25 protein-coding genes and 1 pseudogene are annotated in these 23,720 nt (G+C 59.6%); 8 read left to right on the top strand and 18 right to left on the bottom strand.

Annotated elements, in window-relative coordinates; translation table 11 throughout:
* Positions 1–249: 249 nt before the first annotated feature.
* From QF031_RS03590 to QF031_RS03570, 6 genes and pseudogenes are all read right to left on the bottom strand, one after another.
* Positions 250–1,125, bottom strand: coding sequence for a hypothetical protein (locus QF031_RS03590; protein ID WP_307424196.1), 876 nt, complete (start codon positions 1,123–1,125; stop codon positions 250–252).
* Positions 1,126–1,442: 317 nt separating this feature from the next.
* A complete protein-coding gene (locus tag QF031_RS03585; RefSeq protein ID WP_307424193.1) occupies positions 1,443–1,622 on the bottom strand; it encodes an acyltransferase in 180 nt (59 codons plus the stop codon).
* A 334-nt stretch (positions 1,623–1,956) separates the two neighbouring features.
* Positions 1,957–2,733 (bottom strand): glycosyltransferase family 4 protein, encoded by a 777-nt coding sequence (locus QF031_RS03580; RefSeq protein ID WP_307424189.1) that lies wholly within the window; start codon positions 2,731–2,733, stop codon positions 1,957–1,959.
* A 377-nt stretch (positions 2,734–3,110) separates the two neighbouring features.
* Positions 3,111–3,683, bottom strand: coding sequence for a glycosyltransferase (locus QF031_RS03575; protein WP_307424187.1), 573 nt, complete (start codon positions 3,681–3,683; stop codon positions 3,111–3,113).
* 36 nt (positions 3,684–3,719) lie between these two features.
* Positions 3,720–4,286 (bottom strand): annotated as a pseudogene (locus tag QF031_RS21420) (glycosyltransferase); the annotation flags it as partial.
* Entirely contained in the window at positions 4,283–5,386 is a 1,104-nt protein-coding gene (locus tag QF031_RS03570; RefSeq protein ID WP_307424184.1) for a glycosyltransferase, read from the bottom strand. The gene QF031_RS03570 and the pseudogene QF031_RS21420, both read right to left, overlap by 4 nt.
* A 394-nt stretch (positions 5,387–5,780) precedes the next feature.
* On the opposite strand from QF031_RS03570, the gene QF031_RS03565 reads away from it, so the two are divergent.
* The 6 genes from QF031_RS03565 to QF031_RS03540 all read left to right on the top strand — a co-directional run bounded on the left by QF031_RS03565 (position 5,781) and on the right by QF031_RS03540 (position 11,930).
* Positions 5,781–7,217, top strand: a complete 1,437-nt coding sequence (locus QF031_RS03565) for a sugar transferase (RefSeq protein ID WP_307424182.1) — start codon at positions 5,781–5,783, stop codon at positions 7,215–7,217.
* Between the two features lie 41 nt (positions 7,218–7,258).
* Positions 7,259–8,572 (top strand): UDP-glucose dehydrogenase family protein, encoded by a 1,314-nt coding sequence (locus QF031_RS03560; RefSeq protein WP_307424180.1) that lies wholly within the window; start codon positions 7,259–7,261, stop codon positions 8,570–8,572.
* Between the two features lie 721 nt (positions 8,573–9,293).
* Positions 9,294–9,785, top strand: a complete 492-nt coding sequence (locus QF031_RS03555; protein ID WP_307424178.1) for a DUF4012 domain-containing protein — start codon at positions 9,294–9,296, stop codon at positions 9,783–9,785.
* On the top strand, positions 9,703–10,449 hold the full coding sequence (locus QF031_RS03550; RefSeq protein WP_307424176.1) for a hypothetical protein: 747 nt from the start codon (positions 9,703–9,705) through the stop codon (positions 10,447–10,449). Before QF031_RS03555 ends, QF031_RS03550 begins: the two co-directional genes overlap by 83 nt.
* Positions 10,450–10,626: 177 nt before the next feature.
* Positions 10,627–11,229 (top strand): LPXTG cell wall anchor domain-containing protein, encoded by a 603-nt coding sequence (locus tag QF031_RS03545; protein ID WP_307424173.1) that lies wholly within the window; start codon positions 10,627–10,629, stop codon positions 11,227–11,229.
* A 293-nt stretch (positions 11,230–11,522) separates the two neighbouring features.
* Positions 11,523–11,930 carry a VanZ family protein gene (locus QF031_RS03540; protein ID WP_307424170.1) on the top strand — a complete coding sequence of 136 codons (408 nt, stop codon included), beginning with the start codon at positions 11,523–11,525 and terminating at the stop codon, positions 11,928–11,930.
* A gap of 8 nt (positions 11,931–11,938) precedes the next feature.
* On the opposite strand, the gene galU is transcribed toward QF031_RS03540, so the two are convergent.
* The 12 genes from galU to paaA all read right to left on the bottom strand — a co-directional run bounded on the left by galU (position 11,939) and on the right by paaA (position 22,494).
* Positions 11,939–12,829 carry a UTP--glucose-1-phosphate uridylyltransferase GalU gene (gene galU, locus QF031_RS03535; RefSeq protein WP_307424166.1) on the bottom strand — a complete coding sequence of 297 codons (891 nt, stop codon included), beginning with the start codon at positions 12,827–12,829 and terminating at the stop codon, positions 11,939–11,941.
* 49 nt (positions 12,830–12,878) lie between these two features.
* Positions 12,879–13,781 (bottom strand): nucleotidyltransferase family protein, encoded by a 903-nt coding sequence (locus QF031_RS03530; RefSeq protein WP_307424163.1) that lies wholly within the window; start codon positions 13,779–13,781, stop codon positions 12,879–12,881.
* Between the two features lie 7 nt (positions 13,782–13,788).
* The gene (locus QF031_RS03525) at positions 13,789–15,360 is read right to left on the bottom strand and encodes a polysaccharide biosynthesis tyrosine autokinase (protein ID WP_307424160.1); all 1,572 of its coding nucleotides are present in this window, start codon (positions 15,358–15,360) and stop codon (positions 13,789–13,791) included.
* Positions 15,361–15,405: 45 nt separating this feature from the next.
* Positions 15,406–16,626 (bottom strand): PqqD family protein, encoded by a 1,221-nt coding sequence (locus QF031_RS03520; protein WP_307424156.1) that lies wholly within the window; start codon positions 16,624–16,626, stop codon positions 15,406–15,408.
* A gap of 4 nt (positions 16,627–16,630) precedes the next feature.
* A complete protein-coding gene (locus tag QF031_RS03515) occupies positions 16,631–16,918 on the bottom strand; it encodes a PqqD family protein (RefSeq protein WP_307424154.1) in 288 nt (95 codons plus the stop codon).
* A 2-nt stretch (positions 16,919–16,920) separates the two neighbouring features.
* A complete protein-coding gene (locus tag QF031_RS03510) occupies positions 16,921–17,529 on the bottom strand; it encodes a hypothetical protein (protein ID WP_307424152.1) in 609 nt (202 codons plus the stop codon).
* A gap of 167 nt (positions 17,530–17,696) precedes the next feature.
* A complete protein-coding gene (locus tag QF031_RS03505; protein ID WP_307424151.1) occupies positions 17,697–18,485 on the bottom strand; it encodes an enoyl-CoA hydratase/isomerase family protein in 789 nt (262 codons plus the stop codon).
* Positions 18,486–18,513: 28 nt separating this feature from the next.
* Positions 18,514–19,740 (bottom strand): 1,2-phenylacetyl-CoA epoxidase subunit PaaE, encoded by a 1,227-nt coding sequence (gene paaE, locus QF031_RS03500; protein WP_307424149.1) that lies wholly within the window; start codon positions 19,738–19,740, stop codon positions 18,514–18,516.
* A gap of 9 nt (positions 19,741–19,749) precedes the next feature.
* Positions 19,750–20,271 (bottom strand): 1,2-phenylacetyl-CoA epoxidase subunit PaaD, encoded by a 522-nt coding sequence (gene paaD, locus QF031_RS03495; protein ID WP_307424146.1) that lies wholly within the window; start codon positions 20,269–20,271, stop codon positions 19,750–19,752.
* A gap of 5 nt (positions 20,272–20,276) precedes the next feature.
* Complete coding sequence (gene paaC, locus QF031_RS03490) at positions 20,277–21,119, bottom strand: 1,2-phenylacetyl-CoA epoxidase subunit PaaC (protein WP_307424143.1); 843 nt, start codon at positions 21,117–21,119, stop codon at positions 20,277–20,279.
* Positions 21,116–21,493, bottom strand: coding sequence for a 1,2-phenylacetyl-CoA epoxidase subunit PaaB (gene paaB, locus QF031_RS03485; RefSeq protein ID WP_307424140.1), 378 nt, complete (start codon positions 21,491–21,493; stop codon positions 21,116–21,118). The genes paaC and paaB overlap by 4 nt, the downstream gene beginning before the upstream one ends.
* The gene (gene paaA, locus QF031_RS03480; RefSeq protein WP_307424137.1) at positions 21,490–22,494 is read right to left on the bottom strand and encodes a 1,2-phenylacetyl-CoA epoxidase subunit PaaA; all 1,005 of its coding nucleotides are present in this window, start codon (positions 22,492–22,494) and stop codon (positions 21,490–21,492) included. The genes paaB and paaA overlap by 4 nt, the downstream gene beginning before the upstream one ends.
* 349 nt (positions 22,495–22,843) lie before the next feature.
* On the opposite strand from paaA, the gene QF031_RS03475 reads away from it, so the two are divergent.
* Complete coding sequence (locus tag QF031_RS03475; protein ID WP_307424134.1) at positions 22,844–23,002, top strand: hypothetical protein; 159 nt, start codon at positions 22,844–22,846, stop codon at positions 23,000–23,002.
* A 12-nt stretch (positions 23,003–23,014) separates the two neighbouring features.
* Complete coding sequence (locus tag QF031_RS03470) at positions 23,015–23,689, top strand: hypothetical protein (protein WP_307424131.1); 675 nt, start codon at positions 23,015–23,017, stop codon at positions 23,687–23,689.
* The last annotated feature ends 31 nt before the right edge of the window (positions 23,690–23,720 follow it).

The raw sequence follows: 23,720 nt of genomic DNA, 5'->3' as shown, positions 1-23,720 counted from the left end.
CTGTAACTGCAAGGACCCAAAGCATGAAAAGCCACGCAGCGTACCACGCTGGAGACTTGCGGGTTCCTGACTGGCGTTGTCCAAAGATAGAGGAAATTAGTAGCACCGCCAAGCACAGGTCTGGTAGTACATTGAGCGGCGCCCGAAGATTCGACACATAGCGCGTCAAGCCGGGAGCAGCGCCACAAGTGATGACAAGCACTGCAGCGGCGAGACTAAAAACGATTTGGGATAATTTAGCCCCTCCAGTCATAAGTGGCGACCTCTCTTGTATTTCATGGCAAGCGCGATTATGCCCAAGCCTCCCAATGCGACAGAAACAGACCAGAGTCCGATACCGACGGGTACGCGTCCTTCTGAGAAATTAGTTAGCGCTGCGAAGGCCAAGCAGATAATCCCTAATTGGATGCCGATAGCCGTACCGAGAGAACGACGGGCAGTAAGAATGTTTATTGCTGATGCCGTCAAAGCCTGAACGGCAACTCCCAGGGACAACAGCCCGACCAGTAAGGGAAGATCTCTATATGCTTCATTCAGAAACTCGCGCGCTGCGAAAGAAATGATCACAACAAGCACCGTTCCAGGCCAGAGCGCGCGAAGAGCCGAATAGAGCTGCCTACTCGTAAGGCGAGGTCGTCGGGCTGAACTTGCCTCCTTGAATGAAATAGCGGAGCGCATTTGGGGAAGGCTGGATTGCAGCTCAGCAAGACTCAATGCAATCGAAATCGCGGCCGTGACGGCCGGTGGTAGCCAAATGCCAGACGCAATCACCGGCGTACGTGACAAAATTAGAGATTGCGCTTGCGATAGGAAAAATGAAACGGATCTCTTGTAAACCGCAAACATACTGCCCCATGAAAAACTTTCGCGAATGTGTGAAAACTCAGTCAAGAATAGACAGCAAATAGTTTGAACACTGACGTACACAGCCGCTACAGTCGTGGCCGATACAGATAAAAATACGTAGAGGCCAAATGAGGTAATCAGGGTCAGCAGCGGCACGACGCCTCGCAGAGCTGTGCTCAGAAAATACTGACCGTTCCCGTACTGCCGCCAGCTCAAGTTGTTGAACAGTGAGCCAACAAAGACTCCCATAGCACTCAAAACGGCTACAAAATCTGGCATACCCGGAAATGGTTTAGCAAACAAGAGGATTGCACCGGTTAGAACGGATACAAGTATTTGGGGGAGAAGGTGGCCCCTAATTATGAGCCGCGCGGTGAGATGGTCTCCCCTTGCGCTGCATTGTAGAACTTCGGATTGTACGCCAAAGCAAGCGAGGTAACTTCCAACACTTATCACGGCCAAGAAGATAGCTACGTGGCCCCTTTCGTCAGGGACTAAGAACAGTGCACTGAAGAAAGTGAGAGCAGCGCTGCCACCTAGACTTATAAGTTGAGCAATATATGGGCTGCCCAACAGACTTCTCGTTTTGGACCACATCAGCGACGTCGAATGAACCGGGCTGGTACTCCGGCATATATGGCGTCTGACTGCAGGCTCTTGGTGACGACGGCTGAGGAGCCTACAATCACATTTGCACCGATCACGACTCCCGGCTGTATGACGCAGCGTGTGCCAATCCAGCTGAAGGCACCGATAACTACCTCCTTCGAGAACATTCCCTGACTGTGGACCGGAGTATCAATCGACTCCGAATTATGGGTTGAGGTCAAAATGATGGACTCAAAACCCAATCAGTGCGCCTCGTTCGATTATCAGGCCACCCCGCGCGTCCAAAACTGTGCCGCGAGCGATAGAGGCTCCATCCTGAATCACTAAATGATCGGCACCGATGACTCTGACGCCTTGGGCTAGAACAACATCTCTCCCTACTTCAGCCCCAGCCAACCGAAGCAATCGAAGCCTTATACTTCTCACCGACTCCCCAGGAAGGTGTCGAACAATTCTTTCATCCATAATCCGAAGAAACCTAAGCTTCAGCGAGTTCATCATCTAGGCACCTCCAAGAAGTAGCGACGCAAGTGCCTCAGAATTGACTTTGGCGTCAAAATTTTGCTCTGCCCATTGCTTTTGGAGGTCTGCCGCGGCCTTAAGGGTGTCAGAATCCTGAAGCACCTTCAGGCGGGATCGCCAGAGCGACACGTTGCGGCGCTCCGCTGTTGGGATTACGAGAAGTTCACGATTGTCCGGATGAATGGCCTCGGCGCAGCCTCCTATGTCACAAACCAAAGGCACCACGCCAGTCAAACTTGCCTCGACCAGCACCATAGGCAAGCCCTCCGACTGCGATGTCATCATAAGCACGTCCAGCGCAGAGTAGATCTCCCGTTGTGGACGGAACCCGGCCAACTCCACTGCATTCAAAACCTTCTCCACCTGAGGGCGTAGAGGGCCATCACCATATATTTTCGCGTCCACTTCCGGAAAATCGCCAAGAATTGAACAGAATAAAGCCGGATCTTTCTCGGGTGATAGCCTACCTACGAACCCGACTCGCAGTCGTTTGGAAGCAGTGCGTTGAACTGAATTCGCCAAGTCCTGGTGGTCGCTCAACGATGGGTATACGGTCTCTATTTCGCGGTTGCGTATATCACGAGAAATGATTCGCGAAATGTAGTCACTAACCGCCACTATACGGTCAGCCTTACGGGCAGAATACAACCATAGGTACTTCCACACGATCCGCTTTAGCCGCCCCGTTTGGCCTTCGACGGGATACGGTTGTCCTAAAACATAGATTGTCCAATTTGCCTTGGTGAGTTTACGCAAGAATAGGCCAAAAATTATGTCCGACTGTGAAATCGAGGTTACAACGTTTGCGCGTTTTCTACTTGCTATCTGGCCGCGAAGGTTGGTAAGGGCCCAAAGGACCGACCTCATTCCAAGTTTGATCTGCGGATTTGGCACGGTGTCACTGCTGTCGTGCCCACGAAGAAGTACCAGCTCTGCTACCAGGGGCGATAAGGACCGGCTATAGTTTTCCCATAGCTGGTATGCTCCGGCGCCTTTTGTGGACGGCGATGACCAAATCAGCAAAGAAGCTGTTTCACCCCAAGCGGCATTCGCTATGCTGCAGTCCTCATCCTCCACCAACGTTTTACCTCCGTAACTTCGTTGCCTGCCACTCATATCGCAACGCGTCCTGATCACTTGACCACCTCGGCGAACATTTGACCGTGGGCCTCTGCGACTTCAAGGTCTGTCAGCAACCCCGCTGTTCGCGGCGCGGCATCCTGGAGTCTTTGCAGCAAGTGTCTATCAGAAGACAACATATGAAGGGAATCCGATAGGGCAGATGAGTTGCGCGGTTCGAACAGCAGACCATTTTCGCCATGGGAGATCCACTCTGCTGGACCCCCTTCATTAGCGGCCACGACTGCCTTACCTGCGGCCAAATACTGCAGTACGTTCTGTCCAAGAGGCTCTGGGCGGGTAGAAGCCTGCACACAGACGTCGATATCTGATAGCAATGGTGATATGTCATTTACGTGCCCCAAGAAATGCACGCGATCGTGGAGCTTTCTTGACGCGACTTCGCGCTGAAGACTCAACATGTATTCCTCGTGGCCAAACAGCGAACCGCCGGCGAAGAAAAGCTGTTCGTTTCCTTCAGGAAAAGCGGCAGAAAAGGCCTCCAACACCAGCGACTGTCCCTTCCATGGATCTATTCGAGCGATCATGGCTATACGCAGCGGTTCCTGCCGCGATGACGAATTCATTCGTTCAGCTCGAAGGTTCCCAATGGGGCTGTGAATTACCGCGCTCGGTACCCTGCGGCGTCCTTGTAGCACAGTTGCAGTGGCAAGAGTTGATTGGGAATTTGAAATGATTCCATCAGCACGACGCAGCGCGATCCTGGCAAATGCCTGTTGACCCAGAGTTCCTAGACTTTCCCTAGTAATCTGGTCCCGCAACTGTAGGACCAGCTTCTTTTTAGTACCGAGACAAGCAAGCGCACCGTATAGACCTGCTCGTGTCGTATTCGCGTGGACAACATCCGCGTGCTTAAATTCAGCGGAGCGGCGAACAGCTACAGCCTGACCAAAAACTTGCACTACAAATCGTGCAATACGCCCGATTGAACCTTGGGAAGACTGTCCGGGACTCTGAGCAGGTCCAGTATCGCTACGAGGAACTCTTGACGGGAGACCTTCAAACACTCCCCCGTCGCCTGATACCGAAGTCGGAAGGAGAACACTGGGATGCCAATTGGACGCGTTGCAGACAAGCCGCACTAGGGCTAGCTCTGCGCCGCCAGCCTCATGACTATGGTCGAGATGGAGAACGTTAAGGGGTCTTGAATCTACCGTCGTCTGATTCATGACTTCATCCATTCAGAAATTTGCTTTCGAAAAATAGATTTATCGAAGAACTGTGCTCTATCTCGGGGAGCACTAGGTTGCAAGCCGGTGGCAGCGGACACGCTCTCACTAAGACTGGTTTTGTTGAAATTCTCTATTAGGATCCCGGATTGCCCGTCCACTACACTTTCACCCGCACCACCAGCACGGTTGGCTATGACCGGGGTGCCGGCAGCCATGGCTTCTACCGGCATTATCCCAAAATCCTCGATAGGTGGAAAAACAAACACCAACGCCCGCTGATACAAAGCTCGAAGTAGCGGCCGGGAAGGCGACTGAAGAATCTGCACTGGAATGCGGACGGAGTTTGCCTGGTGACGTAGAGAATCTAACTCCGGCCCGTCACCCGCCAGCACGACAGGCACATCAGCAGCGACACCGGCATCTATAACTACGTTCATTCCTTTGTATGGAACAAAGCGCGAGGCCCCTAGAAGAAAGTGATCCGGAAGGTTCTCAAGAATACGAAGTTCACTATCTGTCAAATCTTTCGAAACGCCATCTTCAACCGAAAAATACGCGACATCAACGGGAGGATATATGACAGATGCGGGCATGTCCCAGGTTTCTTGAATCCTGTTTCTTACAAATCTGCTATTTGCAGCAATTGACGTAGCCTCAGCGGCACGCTTCTTATCGATAGTCCGGAGAACCCGAGCGGCAGCTTGAACCGCGATAGATTTGCCCCGGGTATCAAGTTCCGGGTTCCATATGTATCTTGCCGGAGTATGGGCGTAGACAAATTTATTCACGCCCGGATCATGCTTGAGGAGGCGGGCGTGATGGGCAAAAAGATGCGAGCTACACAAAATCCAGTCGACATCCGTCTGCGGAATGCGGCGCCACGTTGGAACCATAAAGGGAAGAGCCGCTGGTTTCGAATGACGAAGCGGGGTAGAACCGAGCCACGACTGCTTGACCTCTCGCCCTGCGAATCGCTGGGGGTAGTCATCCCAGAGGCAAAAGATCGGGGCATCCGGATAGAGTTCGCTGAATTGCTCAACAACCGACTCAGCACCACCATGCCTTTCGAGCCACTCGTGCACAATGAGTCCGGACAAAAGAAACCCCCAAGTAATTGAATATGCAGGCGATAAATGTGCTTGTCACAACCGTACCTAGCCGGTAGTGGTGGGCAGCACCGAGGTGTCTGGCTAGTTCCTCACCCTGCCGCAGGTCGCTCTCGCCGAGTGAAATGATAGAGCACCCTGCGGGTTCGTCGACAACTGGGCCGACTCCTGTTGCCCTGCGGCCGGGACCTGACCAAGTTTTCCCTGGTTTGATGACGCGCAAGTCAAAGGGCGTGGACGAAGCGAGATATAGTCTTCGTGACCGTCAGACTACGACTGTTGCTAGTCATACGACGGCTTCAGGCTCTGCTACACAGCCTATGCGCGGTCATTCAGTCAAAGGGCGAACTGTTCGCCAGAGGTATTTACACTATGGGGATATTGGATGGGGACGGTGTCCAATTGGCGCGCCAAGACTGCTCGCGCGCTACGTGTCGTTGATGCGTTCGTCATAGTCTGGGCCGTGGCCGGTGCGTATCTCGTTCGTTTTGGCGTGGACGCCGGCTCCGTGATCTCCGGCCAAGAGTCGCTGTACATCTGGCTGTCAGTTGCCCTAGCAACGGCGTGGTGGGTAATGCTTGGAGCCTGGAACTCACGGCAAAGCCGCATTTTGGGTGCAGGTGCCGACGAGTACAAAAGGGTAGCGGCCGCCTCTCTCTGGCTATTCGGTCTCGTAGCAATCATCTCGTATGTATTTCGATTTGACACTGCAAGAGGTTATGTTGGCGTTGCCCTGCCTGTTGGGTTGACGGGCTTGCTTGTAGGCCGGTGGCTTCTTAGGCAACACCTAGGTGTAAATCGCCTTAAGGGCGAAAGCATGTCTCGATTGCTCTTACTCGGGAGCCAGAGTGCTGTTGCTCACTTATTCGACTCTCTGACAAGCGCCAAGACGGCAGGCTACAGTCCGGTGGCGGCCTACACACCAGGCGCCCGCTCTGTCACCCCCATTGAACCCGGATCAGGGCTGCCAATACTCGGATATGAACCAGATGTGGCAGACATCATGTCAGCTATCAAGACCTGCGGAGCGGATGCTGTTGCGGTCTCGGCAGGTGTCCAATTGCATCCTCAGACCCTGCGGCACTTGGGATGGGAGTTGGCTGCTCAGAACGTCGGTCTGATAATGGCTCCGGCTCTGACAGATATCGCTGGCCCCAGAATTCATACGCAGCAAGTGGCCGGACTGCCGTTGATTCACGTGACGACACCGACACTTGAAGGAGGCCAAAGAGTAATCAAGCGCCTATTCGACATAACAGTATCTGGCCTTCTAATTATCTTCCTGCTCCCAATTATGTTGCTTGTCGCTTTTTTCATAAAGTTGGACGACAACGGACCCATCTTTTTCAAGCAAGATCGCGTTGGAATGCAGGGCAGGCCATTCAAAATGTACAAGTATCGATCCATGGTGGTGGATGCTGAGCGACGCCTGACAGAACTGCAGCACCTCACCGACGGTAATGGCGTATTATTCAAAATGAAAAATGATCCCCGTGTAACTCGGGTGGGTCAGCTGCTGCGCAAATTCAGCTTGGATGAATTGCCTCAGCTCTTTAACATCATCACTGGTTCCATGAGCCTGGTCGGGCCGCGACCGCCTCTCCCATCTGAAGTTGAAGAATACGAGCAAGACGTTCGACGACGGTTGCTGGTTAAGCCTGGGCTCACCGGTCTGTGGCAGGTGAGCGGCCGATCGGACCTCTCCTGGCAGGACTCTGTACGTCTCGACCTGTACTACGTGGAGAACTGGTCATTGGCCGGTGATCTACTCATCCTCATGAAGACCTTCCGCGCCGTTTTTCGGAGCGCCGGAGCCTACTAATTCTCTGGCGACTCATTTGTCGCCTTCGGGAAGGAAAACTAATGCGAATATCGGTTATTGGGTGTGGCTATTTAGGGGCAGTCCACGCCGCTTGCATGGCAAAGCTCGGACACGAGGTAGTCGGCATCGATGTGGACGAGCGGAAGATCGCAGAGCTGGCTGCCGCCCGAGCTCCCTTCTTCGAGCCAGGTTTGGAGGAGTTGCTCCGGGAGGTGCAGGAGACAGGGCGACTTTCGTTTAGCACTGATATGGGTGCTGCGGAGGGAAGCGCCGTGCACTTCATCTGCGTTGGGACTCCACAGAAGAAGGGCGAGAATGCCGCTGACTTGACGTATGTAGATGCAGCTCTAATGGGTCTCCTACCATATATCTCGCCCGGGGACGTCGTAGTGGGAAAATCGACAGTCCCGGTTGGGACAGCCACGCGGCTGGCCGAAATTGTGAAAGAGGCCCGCCCGGAGGCTCACCTCTTGTGGAATCCCGAGTTCCTCCGGGAGGGGCATGCCGTCTCTGACACGCTTAGCCCCGACAGACTCGTCTATGGTGTTGCGGGCGGCGTAGAGGAACATCATGGCGTTCAGGTCTTGGACCGTGTTTACGCTACCCCGCTCGAAAAGGGCATTCCTCGGCTCGTCGCAGATTTGCCGACGGCCGAGTTGGTGAAGACTGCCGCCAACTCATTCTTGGCAACGAAAATATCTTTCATCAATGCCATGGCCGAACTCTGTGATGCTGCTGGCGCTGACGTGACCCTATTGGCCGACGCCATTGGCATGGACGACAGAATAGGTCGCAAATTCCTGAACGCGGGTATCGGGTTCGGTGGCGGTTGTCTCCCGAAAGACATTAGGGCCTTTATGGCAAGGGCCGGCGAACTTGGCGCGGACCAGGCTTTGACTTTCCTTCGCGAAGTGGACGCCATCAATATGCGTAGACGCACTCGAGTTGTGGAACTGACACGAGAACTCTGCGGCGGATCACTTCTAGGACAGCGAATCACCGTGCTCGGGGCGGCTTTCAAACCTCAAAGCGACGACGTTCGCGATTCCCCGGCCTTGAGCATCGCAGCTCAGTTGCAGCTTCAGGGCGCTGTCGTGACAGTAACCGATCCGGAAGCGCTTGGAAACGCTGCTCGGCGCTTTCCCGAGTTGCACTACGAGGAAGCCACCTCTACTGCCCTTAAGGGCGCTGACGTTCTGTTGTTGTTGACTGAATGGCAAGACTATCGTGATTTGGATCCTTACGAGACCGGCACTTTGGTTGCCTCCCAAAAGATTTTGGACGGCAGAAACATCTTAGATCCTAGTAAGTGGCGCGCCGCTGGTTGGACATATCGTGGCCTCGGCAGGCCGTGATATGAGCCCGGCTGACTCCATGGAGAAAGAATTGGAGGTGCCTGGTCGGGTGGCCCCTTGGAAGACTTCAAGAAAGAAGTCGATCCGACTCCTACGACTTGGTCTTCCGTTACTCATATTTATTCTACTCTTTGGCGGAGGAACGGTATGGATCGGCACTAAGGCCTATACGATCAAAACGGAACTAGAGAGCGCAGCTGATCTGGTTCCCCAATTGAAGCAAGAAGTCCTTACATCGAATGCAGAGTCGGCCACGAGCACCGTTACGAAACTCCGAACGCACACTCTAGCTGCCCGCCAAGCAACTGAAGATCCTGTATGGATACTTTCGTCAAGCCTGCCTTGGCTTGGACCCAACACAAGCGCGATCTCCGAGATTGCACGGTCAGCAGATGATGTCACAAGCCTCGGTCTTAGTCCGCTCGTGGACGTCTACGACTCGCTCAATTGGGATGCGTTGATGCCGAGCGAGCTAGGAAGCAACTTAGGTCCGCTAAAGGCTGCTGCTCCAAGTGTTGTCTCGGCGGCTTACACCGTTGGAGCGTCTTCACAAAGGCTCCAAGACATCGATGTAACTCAACTCTTGCCACAAGTAGCCACTCCGCTCAAGAAGGCGAGCGAGGAACTTAGGGAAGCGAGTGGAGCACTCGCTTCCGCGGCGGATGCCGCTAGCCTTGCCCCTCGCATGTTGGGTGCGGACGGTAGCAGGAATTATTTGCTGATGATTCAGAACAACGCCGAGGCACGCGCTTCGGGCGGCATTCCCGGCGCTCTAGCGGTCTTGACGCTTGAACAGGGGAAGCTCTCCCTCGGCGCCCAAAGTAGCGCCGCCGAACTAGGCGCCTTCTCCCCATCGTTGCCTGTGGATCTTCAGCAACAACAAATCTTTTCCACGCGATTGGGAAAGTACATGCAGGACGTAAACCTTACTCCGGACTTCCCGACTGCTGCAGCAGTGGCCCAGTCCATGTGGGAAAAGAAGACCGGTCAGCACGTTGACGGCGTAGTCTCCATCGACCCTGTTGTCTTGAGTTACATACTTCAGGCAACAGGTCCTGTCCCCATGCACGGTCCGGACTTAGCTGCGGCAAAAGCAGCGGGCCTGCCAACTGAACTCAAACGGCAACAACGTGACATCCACCCTACTCTCAGATGTTTACGCAAAGATTCCACAGCCCAAACTGCAGGACGCGTATTTTGCAGGGGTAGCTAAGGAGGTTTTCGCTGCGCTCTCCGGTGGGAAAGGCGACGCAAAGGGACTAATCGCAGGAATCACTCGGGGGGCCGAGGAAGGACGTGTGCTTGTTTGGTCTGGAGACGTCGCCGAGCAGTCTGTAATTGCCAAGTACATGGTAAGCGGGTCCGTCTCTGGCCCGAGCGTCTCCCCCGCCCAGTTCGGTGTTTACTTTAACGACGGTACTGGCGCGAAAATGGACTTCTATATGAGGCGCACAGTCCAACTCATCAAGGAATGCCCAGCCGACGGCTACGAGCAGACTACTGTCCGCATTACAAGCACGAATACGGCACCCGCGGACGCCGGCGCTTCACTGCCTTCATACGTCACGGGCGGCGGTGTGTTTGGCGTGGCACCAGGCTCTGTCCAGACCAACATCATTGCCTACGGCCCCGTGCAGGCTAACGTGGAATCAGCAACAGTAGACGGACAAAAGACACCGTTTGCTCCGTATTCGCATGCGAACAGGCCGGTGGGCATCGTAGCTCAGCAACTTGGCCCAGGAGACAGCAAGACCGTCGAGTTCACTTTCGGAAAGATCGTCCAGCACACGGAACCTAACGTGGTTGTCACGCCCACTGTCCAGCAAGTAAAGGACGTTATCCTGCCCACCGAAAATGCGTCCTGCGGCCAAGGATAGTGACGACGTCGTTAACACTATGTAAACCGACTGGATTGAGCTTGGATGTAGCTCGGGTCGGATGGTAACGTCTTTCTTGGGATATCTATCCGTAGTTCTGCACATGGTCTCGTGCGGAGGGGACAACTCCCCATATCGGGTATCAAAAAAAATTACACGTCTCCGGGGGGACACCACATGAAGAAGACTTTTGCTGCACTCGCGCTTGCAGGTTCCATCGCTTTGATCGGCTCGGCACCCGCCATGGCCGCAACCTACCCGGCACTTCCGCCGCAGGCGGCTGTTTCCGACGGCACCGTGGGCCCCGGCGAAACTTTCGTCTTCCGCGGCCAAGGCTTCCGCGCTGGCGAACCACTGATCATCAACGTTACGCCGGGCCAGGCTCCTGCATCCAATGGCGCCGGCGTTGGTAACCGTGCGGTTGCCGCTCGCATCGCCGTCGTGACCGCAGCGCAGAACCTGTCAGCGACTGCCGATGCACAGGGGGCAGTGTCGCTGCCCATTTCAATCAGTGAAGCCGGGACTTACTCCATCACCGCAACCGGTACTCAGTCCGGCGTGACGGTCGGCCCCGTGACGGTCACCGTTGCAGCCAGCCTGGCCAACACCGGCGGAAACGTTGCTGGCGGCGCTCCGCTGGCCAACACGGGCGGCCTGGCCAACACCGGCGCTGACTCCGGCCTCATCCTGTGGACCCTGGTGGGCGCAGGCGCACTGGCCGCCGGCGCAACTTCGGTTGTGGTGGTCCGCCGCCGCGCCAAGGCAGAAGCTGCTGCATAGCAACATCTCTGTATAGCACCAACGAAGGTGGGTGCTTCTCCCTTAACGGAGAAGCACCCACCTTTCGCTTTATGTGGTATCAATTTGATTCATGGGGAGACATTGGCGCAAAGCACCACGGGTGTTCGACTTCTCCGTCCCGCTCCCCCAGCCCCAAGTTGTGCATGTCGCGCTTCTGATACTCCTGGGCGCCGTAGCCATTGGTATGGCGGCATTTGCCCTTCTGCAGCCATCCTGAGGTCCTTTTGAAGCCCCTTCGCAACGACCGGCTCTGGCAGATAATTCTTGCCGCTATGGCCGTGCCCCTCGCTCTCATCGCGTTCTGGCCATCGCCGGTGGACAAACCAGTGTCAGGACAGCTCGCAACAATCCTCGTCTTCCTCCACCACCATGGAATACCCGCCTGGCTTAACTACAGTTTTGTAGAGGCATCCGCCAACGTAGCCCTATTCATCCCCGTGGGATTTGCGGCTTTCAAAGCATTTCCGACAAAAAGCTGGTGGCAAATTGGCGCATTCGGTCTGCTGGTTTCCGGCTGCATTGAACTGGGTCAACAGTTGTTTCTTCACGGCCGCTTTGCAAGCCCGTCAGACATCATGACCAACACGTCAGGTGCTGTCATCGGGGCACTGCTGGGCCTAGGGGCCACTGAAAAGGGAAGGCCCACCACCTTTCGGCAGCAGGCCTCCCCGGAGCGCTAGAAGCTTAGTTATCCGACGAAGCTCTTCATCCAGGTTTTCAGGTCCTCACCGAATTCCACGCGCTCGGAGGCAAGAGTGATGACGGCCTTGAGGTAGCTCAGCTTGTCACCGGTATCGTACCGGCGGCCCTTGAAAACCACGCCGTACACCCCGGAGCCTTCACCCTCGCCGGCGGCAAGGGTCTGCAGGGCGTCGGTCAGCTGGATCTCATTGCCCCGGCCCGGTTCGGTGTTCTCCAGGACGCCGAACACGTTGTGGTGCAGCACGTAGCGGCCGATAACAGCCAGGTTGGACGGTGCGTCAGCGACAGCAGGCTTCTCCACCAGGCTGTTGACGCGGACGTAGTCCTCGCCTTCAACAACGGAAATGTCCGCGCAGCCATAAGCGCTAATCTGCGACGGATCAACCTCGATCAGCGCGATGACTGAACCACCGGTCTTCTGCTGCACTTCCATCAGGGTGCTCAGTAGGTCCTCAGCCTCGTCGATAAGGTCGTCACCCAACAGAACGGCAAACGGTTCATCGCCCACGTGCTGCTGGGCGCAGAGTACCGCGTGGCCCAGGCCCTTGGCCTCGCCTTGGCGGACGTAGTGGATGGGGCCCAGGTTGGAGGCGTACTCCACAAGGCCCAGCTTGTCTTTGTCCCCCTTGGCCTCCAGCGCAGCCTCCAGGCCGGGCTCACGGTCAAAGTGGTCCTCCAACGCGCGCTTGTTGCGGCCCGTGATCATCAGCAGGTCCGAGAGGCCCGCGTTGATCGCTTCCTCGACGACGTACTGGATGGCCGGACGGTCAACCACCGGCAACATTTCCTTCGGCATTGCCTTGGTGGCGGGCAGGAAGCGAGTTCCCAATCCGGCAGCAGGAATGACGGCTTTGGTTATAGCTTTCCCCGTAGTCATAGGTGAACCTTAACAAATTTGTTGGGCTGATCGGCAATTGGAAGCGAAGTCATCGTAGGCTACGAAGGCTCCGCATGAGTCGTGGAACGCCACGTATAAAGCGCGCCCACCGGACGCGATGTTGCCTGAGTCTTCCCGGAATAGACAAGTCTGCATAGATATTTCCGCTGAGTAGGACTTCCGGTGCTGGAAAGATCGCGGCCCAAATCATGTTTGGTTTGACCGCCCAGGGTGCCTGGACGATGGCGATGAGCCGGGCGCTCCCAGGCGCCTGCGCGGCAACGCGGTTGCGCCACTCTCGGGAGGGCTCCGGCCATGCCTGGACAATGGCCTCGGGCAGAAGACCCTCGAGGAAGGGCCTTATGGCTGCCAAGGCACCGGTTTCTGAAGCGAGCTCCAGGAGAGCCTCCGCGTGGGATTCCCGCCGGGTGAGGACGGCCAAGTACTCAAGCTCCTGCCGGCAGGCTGGCAGCTCGTGCGACCGTAGGGCGTGCAACGCCAGAAACAAGATGCCAAGAGCCTTCACAGGGACCCTAAGCCGTTGCCCTGCGAGCTGCATGTGGACAGTGTTTGCCCACAGCGCCTTGAAACAGTCATCGGCCGCCCTCTCCATTCCGGGGAAACGAAAATGGACGTCAATGCAACAAGGCCACTCTGGATGATCTAGGGTCACGGAGTGCTTTGGGAACGTCTTGTGGTCCGGGTCCACGGGGCGTTCCCGCCATCCCCGTTCACGGAGGCCCTCCAGCAAGTCGTCCAGCCTGGAGGGATCCACAAAGACGTCCACGTCAGCCGATACCTTGGCTTGACGCAGCCCCTGGATGACGCTAGCGGGTCCCTTGATAAAGAAGACCCTGATGCCCAGGCCGACCGCCAAGCGAGCCACGAGGGCGTGGCCGAGGAGCACGCCCTCCGGGATTCTGAGTTGAGCTTCATGGCCAGCGATCGTCATGGGATGCCTAGATCCTGACCCTGCGGGCGCCGGGGATGGCGTCAATTACGTCACGGGTGTCCACATCCTGCGAATCGTCGGCGGCCTCAGGTACCGCAGAAGACGGCTCGGGCGCCGAGGAATATGTTCCGTAGTAGGAGTAGGCGTCCCTGCCCCTGATTGGAACGTAGTTGAGAACGGCTCCCAGGACCCGCCCCTTGACCTTCTCAAGGTTGCCCAGGGACTGGTCCAGCTGCTCCTGGGTGGTCCTGCCGGTCCGAATCACGAGGATGGCGCCGTCGGCGGCGCGCGAGAGGACGGCAGCGTCCGTCACGGGAAGAAGCGGCGGTGCGTCGATCAGGACCACAGCATCCCTGGCCAGGGTAGTAAGCATGTTCTTCATGGCCCGGGAACCGAGCAGCTCGCTGGGGTTCGGCGGGATGCGGCCCGATCCCAGGACTGAGAGGTTGGGCAACGCACCCCAGGGCTGGAGGACATCAACCAGGTCGGCGTTGCCGGTGAGGACATCGGTGACCCCAGCGCCGGGAACCAGGTTGAAAACGTCCACCAGCGTAGGCCGGCGGAGGTCGCCGTCGACCACCACGACGTTTTCACCTGCTGCCGCCATGGTGACCGCCAAATTGGCCGTTACCGTGGACTTGCCCTCCGCCTGCATCGAGCTCGTGACCACGATGATCCGTGGCGGCTGGTCGACGTCAAGGAAGCTGATGTTCGTGCGGAGCTCGCGGAGAGCCTCAGCCATGGCGCCGCCAGCGTCATGAAGCTGTGCGGCGGTACCCGCGTCCACGATGGTGCTCTTCCCGTCGAGTCGGTGGTCCACCGGGAGTGTGCCGATTACGGGGACGCCGAACAGCCGCTCGATGTCCGCAGCCTTTCGAATCCGCCGGTCCAGGTGCCGGCGGATCAGCGCATAAGCCACGCCCAGGGCCAACCCGACGAGGGCGCCAAGGGCCAGGTTGAGCTTGGTGTTGGGTGACGTGGGGCTGGTAGGGAGGACAGCTTTGCCGAGGGGCAGTAGACGGACGGCCGTGGCTGCATTCGCCTGCGACCCTGCGTTGGGCGTTACCGCAGGGCTGGCCTGTCCGGCCGGGTCAGCGGGGGGCGCCGTCTCAATGGCCTCCACCTGCGCGGCGAGGCCGTTGACCCAGGCATCGGCCACCCGCTGCGCAGTTGCGGGATCCTTGGACTGGGCGGTAACCCTGATCTCGGCCGTGTCCAGCGGCACCTTGACACTGATGCTGCCGAGGAGGACATCGGCAGTTGTTTTCAGGTCTAGGGCCTGGATGACCCGGTCTGCGACAAGCCGTGATTTCGCCACGGACTCATAGTTCTTGACCTTGGCCTTGGCCAGGCTGTCGCCGGCGAGTGCCAGGCTCACGTTGTCCGAGCCCGGCGTGACCACGATGCCGCTGGAATCAGAGGAGTAGATCTTTGGCTGGAGGACGGTCCACCCGGCCGCCGCCAAGGTGGCCAGCAGGGTGAAGGCGACGATGGCCTTCCAGTAGACCCGCAGGATGGCCAGGTAGTCCGCCAGGTCCAGGCCCGGGGACGGCTCCTGAGGCATGGTTGTTGTGCTCATAGTGGTTCCTTATGTTCAGGTTCTTGATGCGTCCGTGCAGGCGGTTCAGATTTCGCTGCGTACCAGAACCGACAGTGCGATGAGCTGCTCTACGGCTTCGGCGACGGCGGCCCGGTAACCTTCCGGTTCGCCGTGCACCTTCGCTACTTGTTCAGTCACCTGGTCCAGCCGTGCCGGCCCGGAGCAGGCCTCCCAGACGGCGGGGCCGATCCCGCTCAGGCCCACTATCTCGTGGTCCAGCATGACCAGCAGGTCCCCACCGATCTTCACGGCATCCTTGGGGGCCCTGCGCTGGATGCCCCAGACGGGAGTAGGTGCTTCCTGGGCAACTTCCGGCGCGGCGGGTTCCCACTCGGTCCCTGAGGCTGCCTGCAGCTGGAACAGGGGCTCCAAGACGGTTGGCAGGTCGGCTGCTTCCGAGTAGGTCACCTGCCACACTCCCCCGACACTCTCGATGAGGCGGCATAGCGACTGCAGAGGATCCAAAAATTCGGCCTGCGAGGACGATTCCGGGATCAGGGCCAGCAAAGCGTCGGCCAGCGGTACCCGTTTCAGCACCGGAGCCACCGGACGCTCGCCCTGGACCCGGTTCAAAAGCACGATGGACTGGATGAAGGGCATAGCCGGGGCCGGCTGAAGTCCGAACTCATCCGGTCCCGCCTGGCGTTTAGGTGCACCGGCTCCCTGCTTGACCGATAAGGGCTTGGGATAGGGAACCACGGAGCCGTCCCAGGCGATGGCTACCGTTTCGTCAGTGACATAACCATAGGTCCTGGCGAGCACGGACGCTGCGGTGGTCTTTCCTGTTCCAGACTTGGCTACCAGAGCAACCACTGCCCCAGTGTCCGGATCCGCTACTCCGCAGGCGTGGAGCATGGTCAGTTCACCGGCATTAGCCAGAATCGCGGACACCGTGAGCCGAGACGTGAGGTTTTCAGCCAGCTCCTCAAAGGAGGCTGCCTCGAGCTGGAAGGTGCCGTCTCCGTACTTCATGGACGCGCAGGTAGCCGAAACCGTGAACTGGCTGCCAGCACTGGGCTCCATCGGCTCCGGCGGCAGCAGCGGCTCAAGGCTACCGCTGATACACCGTGCCCAGGCGATGCTCATTGATGCCCGCTGCTGCCACGTGACCGCACGGCCCCAGCGGACCACAAATCGCTGGCCCATGACCTTCAGACACAGGAGGTCACCGCCACGTGCCAATTCATCGAACAGGCGCTGCTGCCATACCGAGCGTGTGCTCCCCGTGATTCCCGCGGAAGTCATGCCGTTAGTGAGCAGCGCCGGAGGCAGCCTCGATCAGGCGCTGCGCTTCGAGGCTTGCCAGGAAGCCTTCCACCTGCGCCTGCATCTGTCCTGACTGGTCCTCGAAGGTGGCCTCAAGCTCAGCGAAGATGTCCTGCTCAGTCCGCTGGCCATCAATCAGGTCCCAGATAACCGCTGCTGGTCCTTCCAGAACCACCGGTTGGGTCGCATCGAGGTGCAGCAAGGCGACGCGGGCCCGGGGTTCTGTGCAGACTTGAGCAACGTGGGCGGAGCGCCGCCATGCCACACCCACGGTCACAGCCTCACGAGATTGATGGAAGAACCCGGGAACAGTTGCTTGGTGGTACCGCGCTCTTGGAAAGTGATCACCGTAGTCACCGAATACGTACCAGAGTCTTTCTTCTGGCCATTGTAGGTGTAGCCGCTAATCCCAAAATCAAGCGCAGTTGCGCCTGTAGGCAGAGCGTAAGTGAAGACGGCCTTGAACGTGTTTCCAGAGGGGCTCGGAGTGAAACTGACGGGCGTGGTTCCCAACTGAACCGTAGCAAAAGAAATGAGCGGCGCTGCAGCCTGCACGGTCTGAGGAGCGATAGTCAGTTCAACCTTGATGAGGCCGGTTACACCGCCTAGATCCTTGAGACTCAACGTCGTGGGGACCACCACGCCTGTTCGGGTGTGATTGGCACCGCCTGTGGCTGTGGAAACTATGTTTTGGGGACCGTTGACAGAATAACCGGATGCGGGCGTTGCCGTCGGCGTCGGCCCCGGCGAGGCGGCCGCAGCAGGAGCAGCAATCGCTGTAGCAATGACAGGGAGCGACCAGGCGACGCCCGCAACTACCCTTCGGCGGCTGAAGCCGCTCTCTTCCGTACCTTCGATTTCCGCGTTCAAAACTTCAGACAATTGTGCCCCCAGAATAGGTTTCCAGCTGCGGCTGCCTGTTTGAGACCGGCAGCGCGCTATGGCCGGTGTTGCCCGGCTTCGCCTACTCTCGCGAACACAAATAAAGATTTATGCAAACGCGTTGCAATTTTTTATCAAGAATCCTTCAAGGAATCTTGAACAGCCCTCTAGCGGGGGGAACCCGTGAATTTCGGCTCTCGCTTCTCCTGGAACGCCCGGAAACCCTCCGCATAGTCGTCGGTTTTGCAGAGCCGCGCCTGCTCCTCGTTTTCCTCCTGCATGGCCTGCCACAGGCCCAGGCGCTGGTCGCGGATGTGCGCCACCAGCTCCTTCGAGGCAACAAAGGCACCCGTGGCCCCGGCCGCCACCCGCGAAACGATCTCCCGCGTCGAGTCCAACAACGAGTCAGCCGGCATGGCACGGCTGAACATCCCCTGCGCCACGGCCTCGGCGCCCGAGATCAGGTCCGCCGTGTAGATCAGGTCCAGGGTCCGGTGCATGCCCAGCCGCTCCGTGAAGTACCAGTGCCCGCCCGAGTCCAGCGTGGCGCCCAGCTTGGCGAACGGCGAGCCGAACTTGGCGTTTTCCGCCACGTACACCACGTCCGTCGCGAGCAGCAGCCCCAGCCCCACGCCCAGGCATGCCCCCTGCGCGGCAGCAAAGGTCGGCGCAGGGAAAGCGGCCATCTTCTTCAGCAACGGCTCCACAAGGCCGCCCAGGTACGCGGCGGCGTCATCATTCTCCGGGGTGACCCCCGCGATGTCCCGGCCCGCGCAGAAGGCCCGGCCCTCTCCCCTCAGCAGCAGCGCCCGCACCTCACCGCGTGAGGCGGCGGCAGCAGCGTCGTCGTACGCCTGGGTTAAATCCCGCAGCGCCTGCTCATCCAGCGAGTTCAGCTTCTGCGGCGCGTCCAGCACTACCTCGGCGATGCCGTTGCTGATGGAAAGGTAAATCATGGGGCTCCTTGGTTGGGGCGGAAAAGGCTTAGACGTCGAAGTCGACCGTGACTTCCTTGCTGGTGGGGTGGCTCTGGCAGGTCAGGACGTAGCCCTTGTCCAGCTCATCCTGCTCCAGTGCGTAGTTCTCGTCCATGGTCACGCTGCCGGTGACCACCTTGGCCCGGCAGGTGCCGCACACTCCCCCGGCGCACGCGAACGGCACGTCCGGGCGCACCCGCAGCGCCGCGTTGAGGATGGACTCGCGGGCGTGGGTGGGGCTGGCCACCTCGCCCTGCAGGCCGTCCAGCTTGAACGTGATCTTGTACGTCTCCTTGGACTCATCCACCACCACGGGACGGCCCGCCTGACCCTCCGGGCGGTCCGGCTTGCCGGAGGTGAACAGCTCGAACCGGACATTCTCCGGCTTCACCCCGCGCTCGGCCAGGGTGTCCCGGCACAGCTGCACCAGCTCGAACGGCCCGCACAGGAACCACTCGTCCACATCGTCCGCATGCAGGGCGATGCCCAGCAACTGCTGCAGCTTCTCGGCATCAATCCGGCCGCTCAGCAGCGGCGCGATCCGCTGCTCGCGGGAAAGCACGTGGTGGATGGCCAGCCGCTGCGGGTACTTGTCCTTCAGGTCCGCCAGCTCCTCCAGGAACATCACGTCCATGGCGGCCTTGTTGGCGTAGATCAGGTCGAACCGGGTGTCCGGGTTGGCGGCCAGTAGCGTGCGGGCGATGGCGATCACCGGGGTGATGCCGGACCCAGCCGCGATGGCCACGAAGTTCCCTGCCTCCCCCGCCAGGTCCTCCGGGTGGTTCATGGAGTTCATGACGTTCTGGTCCACGGCCACGCCGTCGCGGCCGTGCTTGGACACGAACGCGCCCATGGGGCTCATCACGTCCAGGGTGTCCCCCGCCTTCAGCTCGGCGTTGGCCCACGTGGAGAACAGGCCGCCCAGGTCCTTCTTGATGGCCACGCGGATCTCGCTGGTGCCGTCCGCGAAGCTGCGCGGCTCGGCGCAGATGGAGTAGCTGCGGCGGATTTCCTTCGGCTCGCCGATCTCATCCGGCAGCGTGGTGCGCAGGGCCACGTACTGGCCGGGCAGGTAGTCGAACTTGCCGGCGAGCTCGGCCGGCACATGGAAGCCCACCTCGATGGCATCGTCGGTGAGCCGGCGCACCTCCTTGACGGCCAGGGTGTGGAAGGACGGACGACGGCGGCCGGTCACCTCAGCCTCTTCGGCGGCGGTCTGGCGGACAACAGGCATGGGGGTTCCTTACAGGACTTTGAAGTAGTCGAACGGTTCCTTGCAGTCCTGGCACACATACAGCGCCTTGCAGGACGTGGAACCGAAGCGGGTGAGTTCCTTGGTGTTGAGGCTGTTGCACTGCGGGCACTTCACGGCCAGGCTCAGCCGGATGGGGCCGGAGTGGCCGCCTGCTTTGCTGTTCCCGGTGGGCGGGGCGATGCCGTACTGCTGCAGCTTCTGCTTTCCGGCCTCCGTCATCCAGTCCGTGGTCCACGCCGGGGCCAGGACCAGGTCCACGTGCACGTCCTGGTAGCCCTCCTTCTTGAAGGCGGTGTAGAGGTCGTCCCGGATGGCGTCCATGGCCGGGCAGCCCGAGTACGTGGGCGTGATGGTGACGGTGACGTGGTTGTCTTGTACTTCCACGTTGCGCAGGATGCCCAGGTCAGCGATGGTGAGCACCGGGATCTCCGGGTCGCAGACCGTGGCCGCGATGTCCCACGCGTCCTGCTGCGGGGTGCGGGTGCGGGACTCGAAGTCAGAGATGTACACGGCGGTCACCAGCTGGCTCCGGGATGTTCACGGGCCAGCACCTGCATTTCGGCGAGGATGTAGCCCAGGTGCTCCGAGTGCTTGCCATACCGGCCGCCGCCCGGGGCGGCGGGCACGTCCGGAACCTCCAGCTCCGCCTCGGTCAGGATTTCAGCGATGAGCCGGTCAAAGTCCTCTTTCAGCGAGGAAGGCGCGACGCCGGCACCCGCCTCAGCGAGGCGCTGCGTCAGGTCATCGTCCTGGAACAGTTCGTTGACGTACGGCCACATGGTCAGCAGGCCGTGGATCATCCGCTGGCGGGATTCCTCGGTGCCGCCGGCCAGTCGCAGGACCCACTGGGCGCTGTGGTCCCGGTGGTAGTCCACTTCCTTCACGGCCTTGGCGGCGATGGCGGCCAGGGTCTCATCCGTGGATTCGGTGAGCCGGCGGTAGAGCTCGTACTGGTAGTAGCTCACCACGAACTGGCGGGCGATGGTGGCCGCGAAGTCGCCGTTGGGCTGCTCGAACAGCTGCACGGAGCGGAACTCGTGTTCGCGGCGGAAGTAGGCCAAGTCATCCTCGGACTTGTCCCACGCGGCACCGGCGTAGGTGAGGAAGCTGCGGGCGTGGCCCAGCTGGTCCAGGGCGATGTTGCCCAGGGCGATGTCCTCTTCCAGCTCCGGCGCCCGGGAGATCCAGTGGCCCAGGCGCTGGGCGAGGATCAGGGCGTCGTCGCCCAGGCGGAGGGCGTACTCGGCGATGTCCTCGGAGGGCTTCACCAGGCCGGTGCGGACCTCGAGCGCGATGTCTTCCGGGCGGAGGGCGTTGCCGGGGGTGATTCTTGTTGCACTGGCATTCGCTTCGCTCACAGGTGCTTCACCCCTTCGCTCTTGGTGTAGTACGTGGCGTGGCGGTAGTCCTTGCCCTGCGGGGACTCGAAGAAGGAGCCCTTGGAGTCGGGATCGCTGGCGGCGATGGCGTCGGCCGGGACAACCCAGATGGAGACGCCCTCGTTGCGGCGGGTGTAGAGGTCGCGTGCGTTGCGGAGGGCCATGGCGGCGTCCGGTGCGTGCAGGGAGCCGGCGTGGACGTGGCTCAGGCCGCGGCTGGACCGGACGAAGACCTCCCAGAGGCCCCAGGCGCTCCTGTCGTGGTGCTCGGGTGCGGGGCTGACCTTGGGGGCTTCGCGGTTGATCTCGGTGGCGGCGCTTGCGGGGGCGTCAGGGTTGCCGTGCGGGCTCATGCTGCGTATTCCTTCGTCTTCATTGACTCTTTTGCCTGCTGTTTTGCTGCGTAGGCCGCCGCTGCTTCGCGGACCCAGGCGCCGTCGTCGTGCGCTGCCCGCCGGCGCTCAAGGCGCTGGGCGTTGCAGGGACCGCGGCCGGCCAGGACTTCGTGGAACTCGTCCCAGTCCAACGGCCCGTGCTCCCACTTCCTGGTGTCCTCGTTGAAGCGGATCTGGTCATCCGGGAGGGTGAGGCCCAGGACCCGGACCTGCTCCACCATCATGCCCACGAACCGGCTGCGGAGCTCGTCATTGCTGAACCGCTTGATGTTCCAGGCCATGGACTGCTTGGAGTTGGGGGAATCGTCATCCGGCGGGCCGAACATCATCAGGGCCGGGGCGTACCAGCGGTTCACCGCGTCCTGGGCCATCTGCTTCTGCTCGGGGGTGCCGTTGGAAAGTTCCAGGAGGATCTCGAAGCCCTGGCGCTGGTGGAAGGACTCTTCCTTGCAGACGCGCACCATGGCCCGGCCGTAGGGGCCGTAGGAGGCGCGGCACAGCGGGACCTGGTTGCAGATGGCTGCGCCGTCCACCAGCCAGCCGATGGCGCCCATGTCCGCCCAGGTCAGCGCCGGATAGTTGAAGATGCTGGAGTAGCGGGCCTTGCCGGCGATGAGGTCGTCCATCATCTTGTCCCGGGACTGGCCCAGGGTCTCGGCGGCGCTGTAGAGGTAGAGTCCGTGGCCGGCCTCGTCCTGGACCTTGGCCATGAGGATGGCCTTGCGTTTCAGGCTCGGCGCGCGGGAGATCCAGTTGGCCTCCGGCTGCATGCCGATGATCTCGGAGTGCGCGTGCTGGGAGACCTGGCGCAGGAGGGTCTTGCGGTAGTCCGCCGGCATCCAGTCGCGGGGCTCGATGCGCGAGTCCTCGGCGATGATCCGGTCAAAGTGGGCCTGGCCTGCGGCGTCCTCTTCCGGGGTTAGCTCAGCCGGCACTGACTGCAAGTTCTGCGCTGCCATGGGTTGCTCCTATGCAAAGACCTGTCGGGCGGCTCGGAATTATTTACCGACCGTTCGTTCAGGATATGTTGGCGCGCCGGAACTCGTCAAGCGTGGCGGGCCTCTTTCAACGCCCGCTCACGTCCGGCACCCCTTCCCCCGACGCCCGCTCACGTCTCGCAGCCCCTCCCCCAACGCCCTCTCACGTTTTGCAGAAGGTGCGGGCCGTCGTCGTGCGCTCCTGCCCCTATCGCAGGGCATTCATCTGAGAAGCGTGACGAACCCAAACAGGCGGCCGTAACGCAGCAGTAACGCAGGAATGGCTACTTAGTTATGGTGCAACGCCAGTGCTAGCGGGAGGGGATTTTTCATGAACCACCAGCAATCCAACCCGGACGATCACCGGATTGACGCTAACCCCGAGGAGCCTGACCCCGATGATTTCTACCCGGAGCTGGTGGAAGCAGACGCTGTCGATCATATGGCGCCGGAAGAGGTCGACCCCGATGACGTCTTCCGGAACGATTAGGGCGCGGGTCAGATGGCAACTGCACCAGCGGCTCTGCATGTCTTGGCCACCGTTGCACAGCCGCTCGGCGAGCGGCTGCTGCTGGCCAGCGTCGGACCTATCATCGGAGCGGTCCTGGGCACAGGCCTGATTGGGTTGATCGTGTGGAAAATAACGGACCGGATCCAGAGCGAACGCACGGCAGCTAATATTCTGCTCGAGCAGACGCGGGCGGACCGGGCACTTGAAACCCAGCTGCGAATGGACGTGCTAACCACCGCATTCACGATGGCGGGCAGATTGTATCTGGAGTGCAACATGTATATGCGCATCAAGGGCGACAGTTCCGTAACCCTGGAGGAAAAGAGCAAGGCGCGAATTGCGCTGGATAAGCATTACGTCGATTGCCGTGCCGGAAGCATGGTGCTCCAGGCCAGGCTGGAAGCTATTTTTGCGGCGGAAGACCCTGCAATCGAATGGCACAGGATTGACGACCTCCTGACGGTCCGCTACATGAGAATCACGGGACAGGCAAGCGACCGCCTGTATGAGATAAACGCGAAGGGTTTCGGTGGCAAACTGCATTCGGGGCTGAGCAAGGAAGAGCTGCAGTACGACGGCACGATAATTGCGAACTACCACCTTGCAATGAAGGCTTTGACGAGCCTGATGCTTACCACCAACGTGGTAGGTGTGCATACCCCGTAGAGCCGGTCTCTGGGGAAGCAGCCAGGACCGC

This window comes from Pseudarthrobacter defluvii (genome assembly GCF_030816725.1).
In the GTDB taxonomy this organism is placed as follows: Bacteria; Actinomycetota; Actinomycetes; order Actinomycetales; family Micrococcaceae; genus Arthrobacter; species Arthrobacter defluvii_A.
Note: the sequence above shows the minus strand (reverse complement) of the source record. Positions and strands in the feature narration are given on the sequence as shown.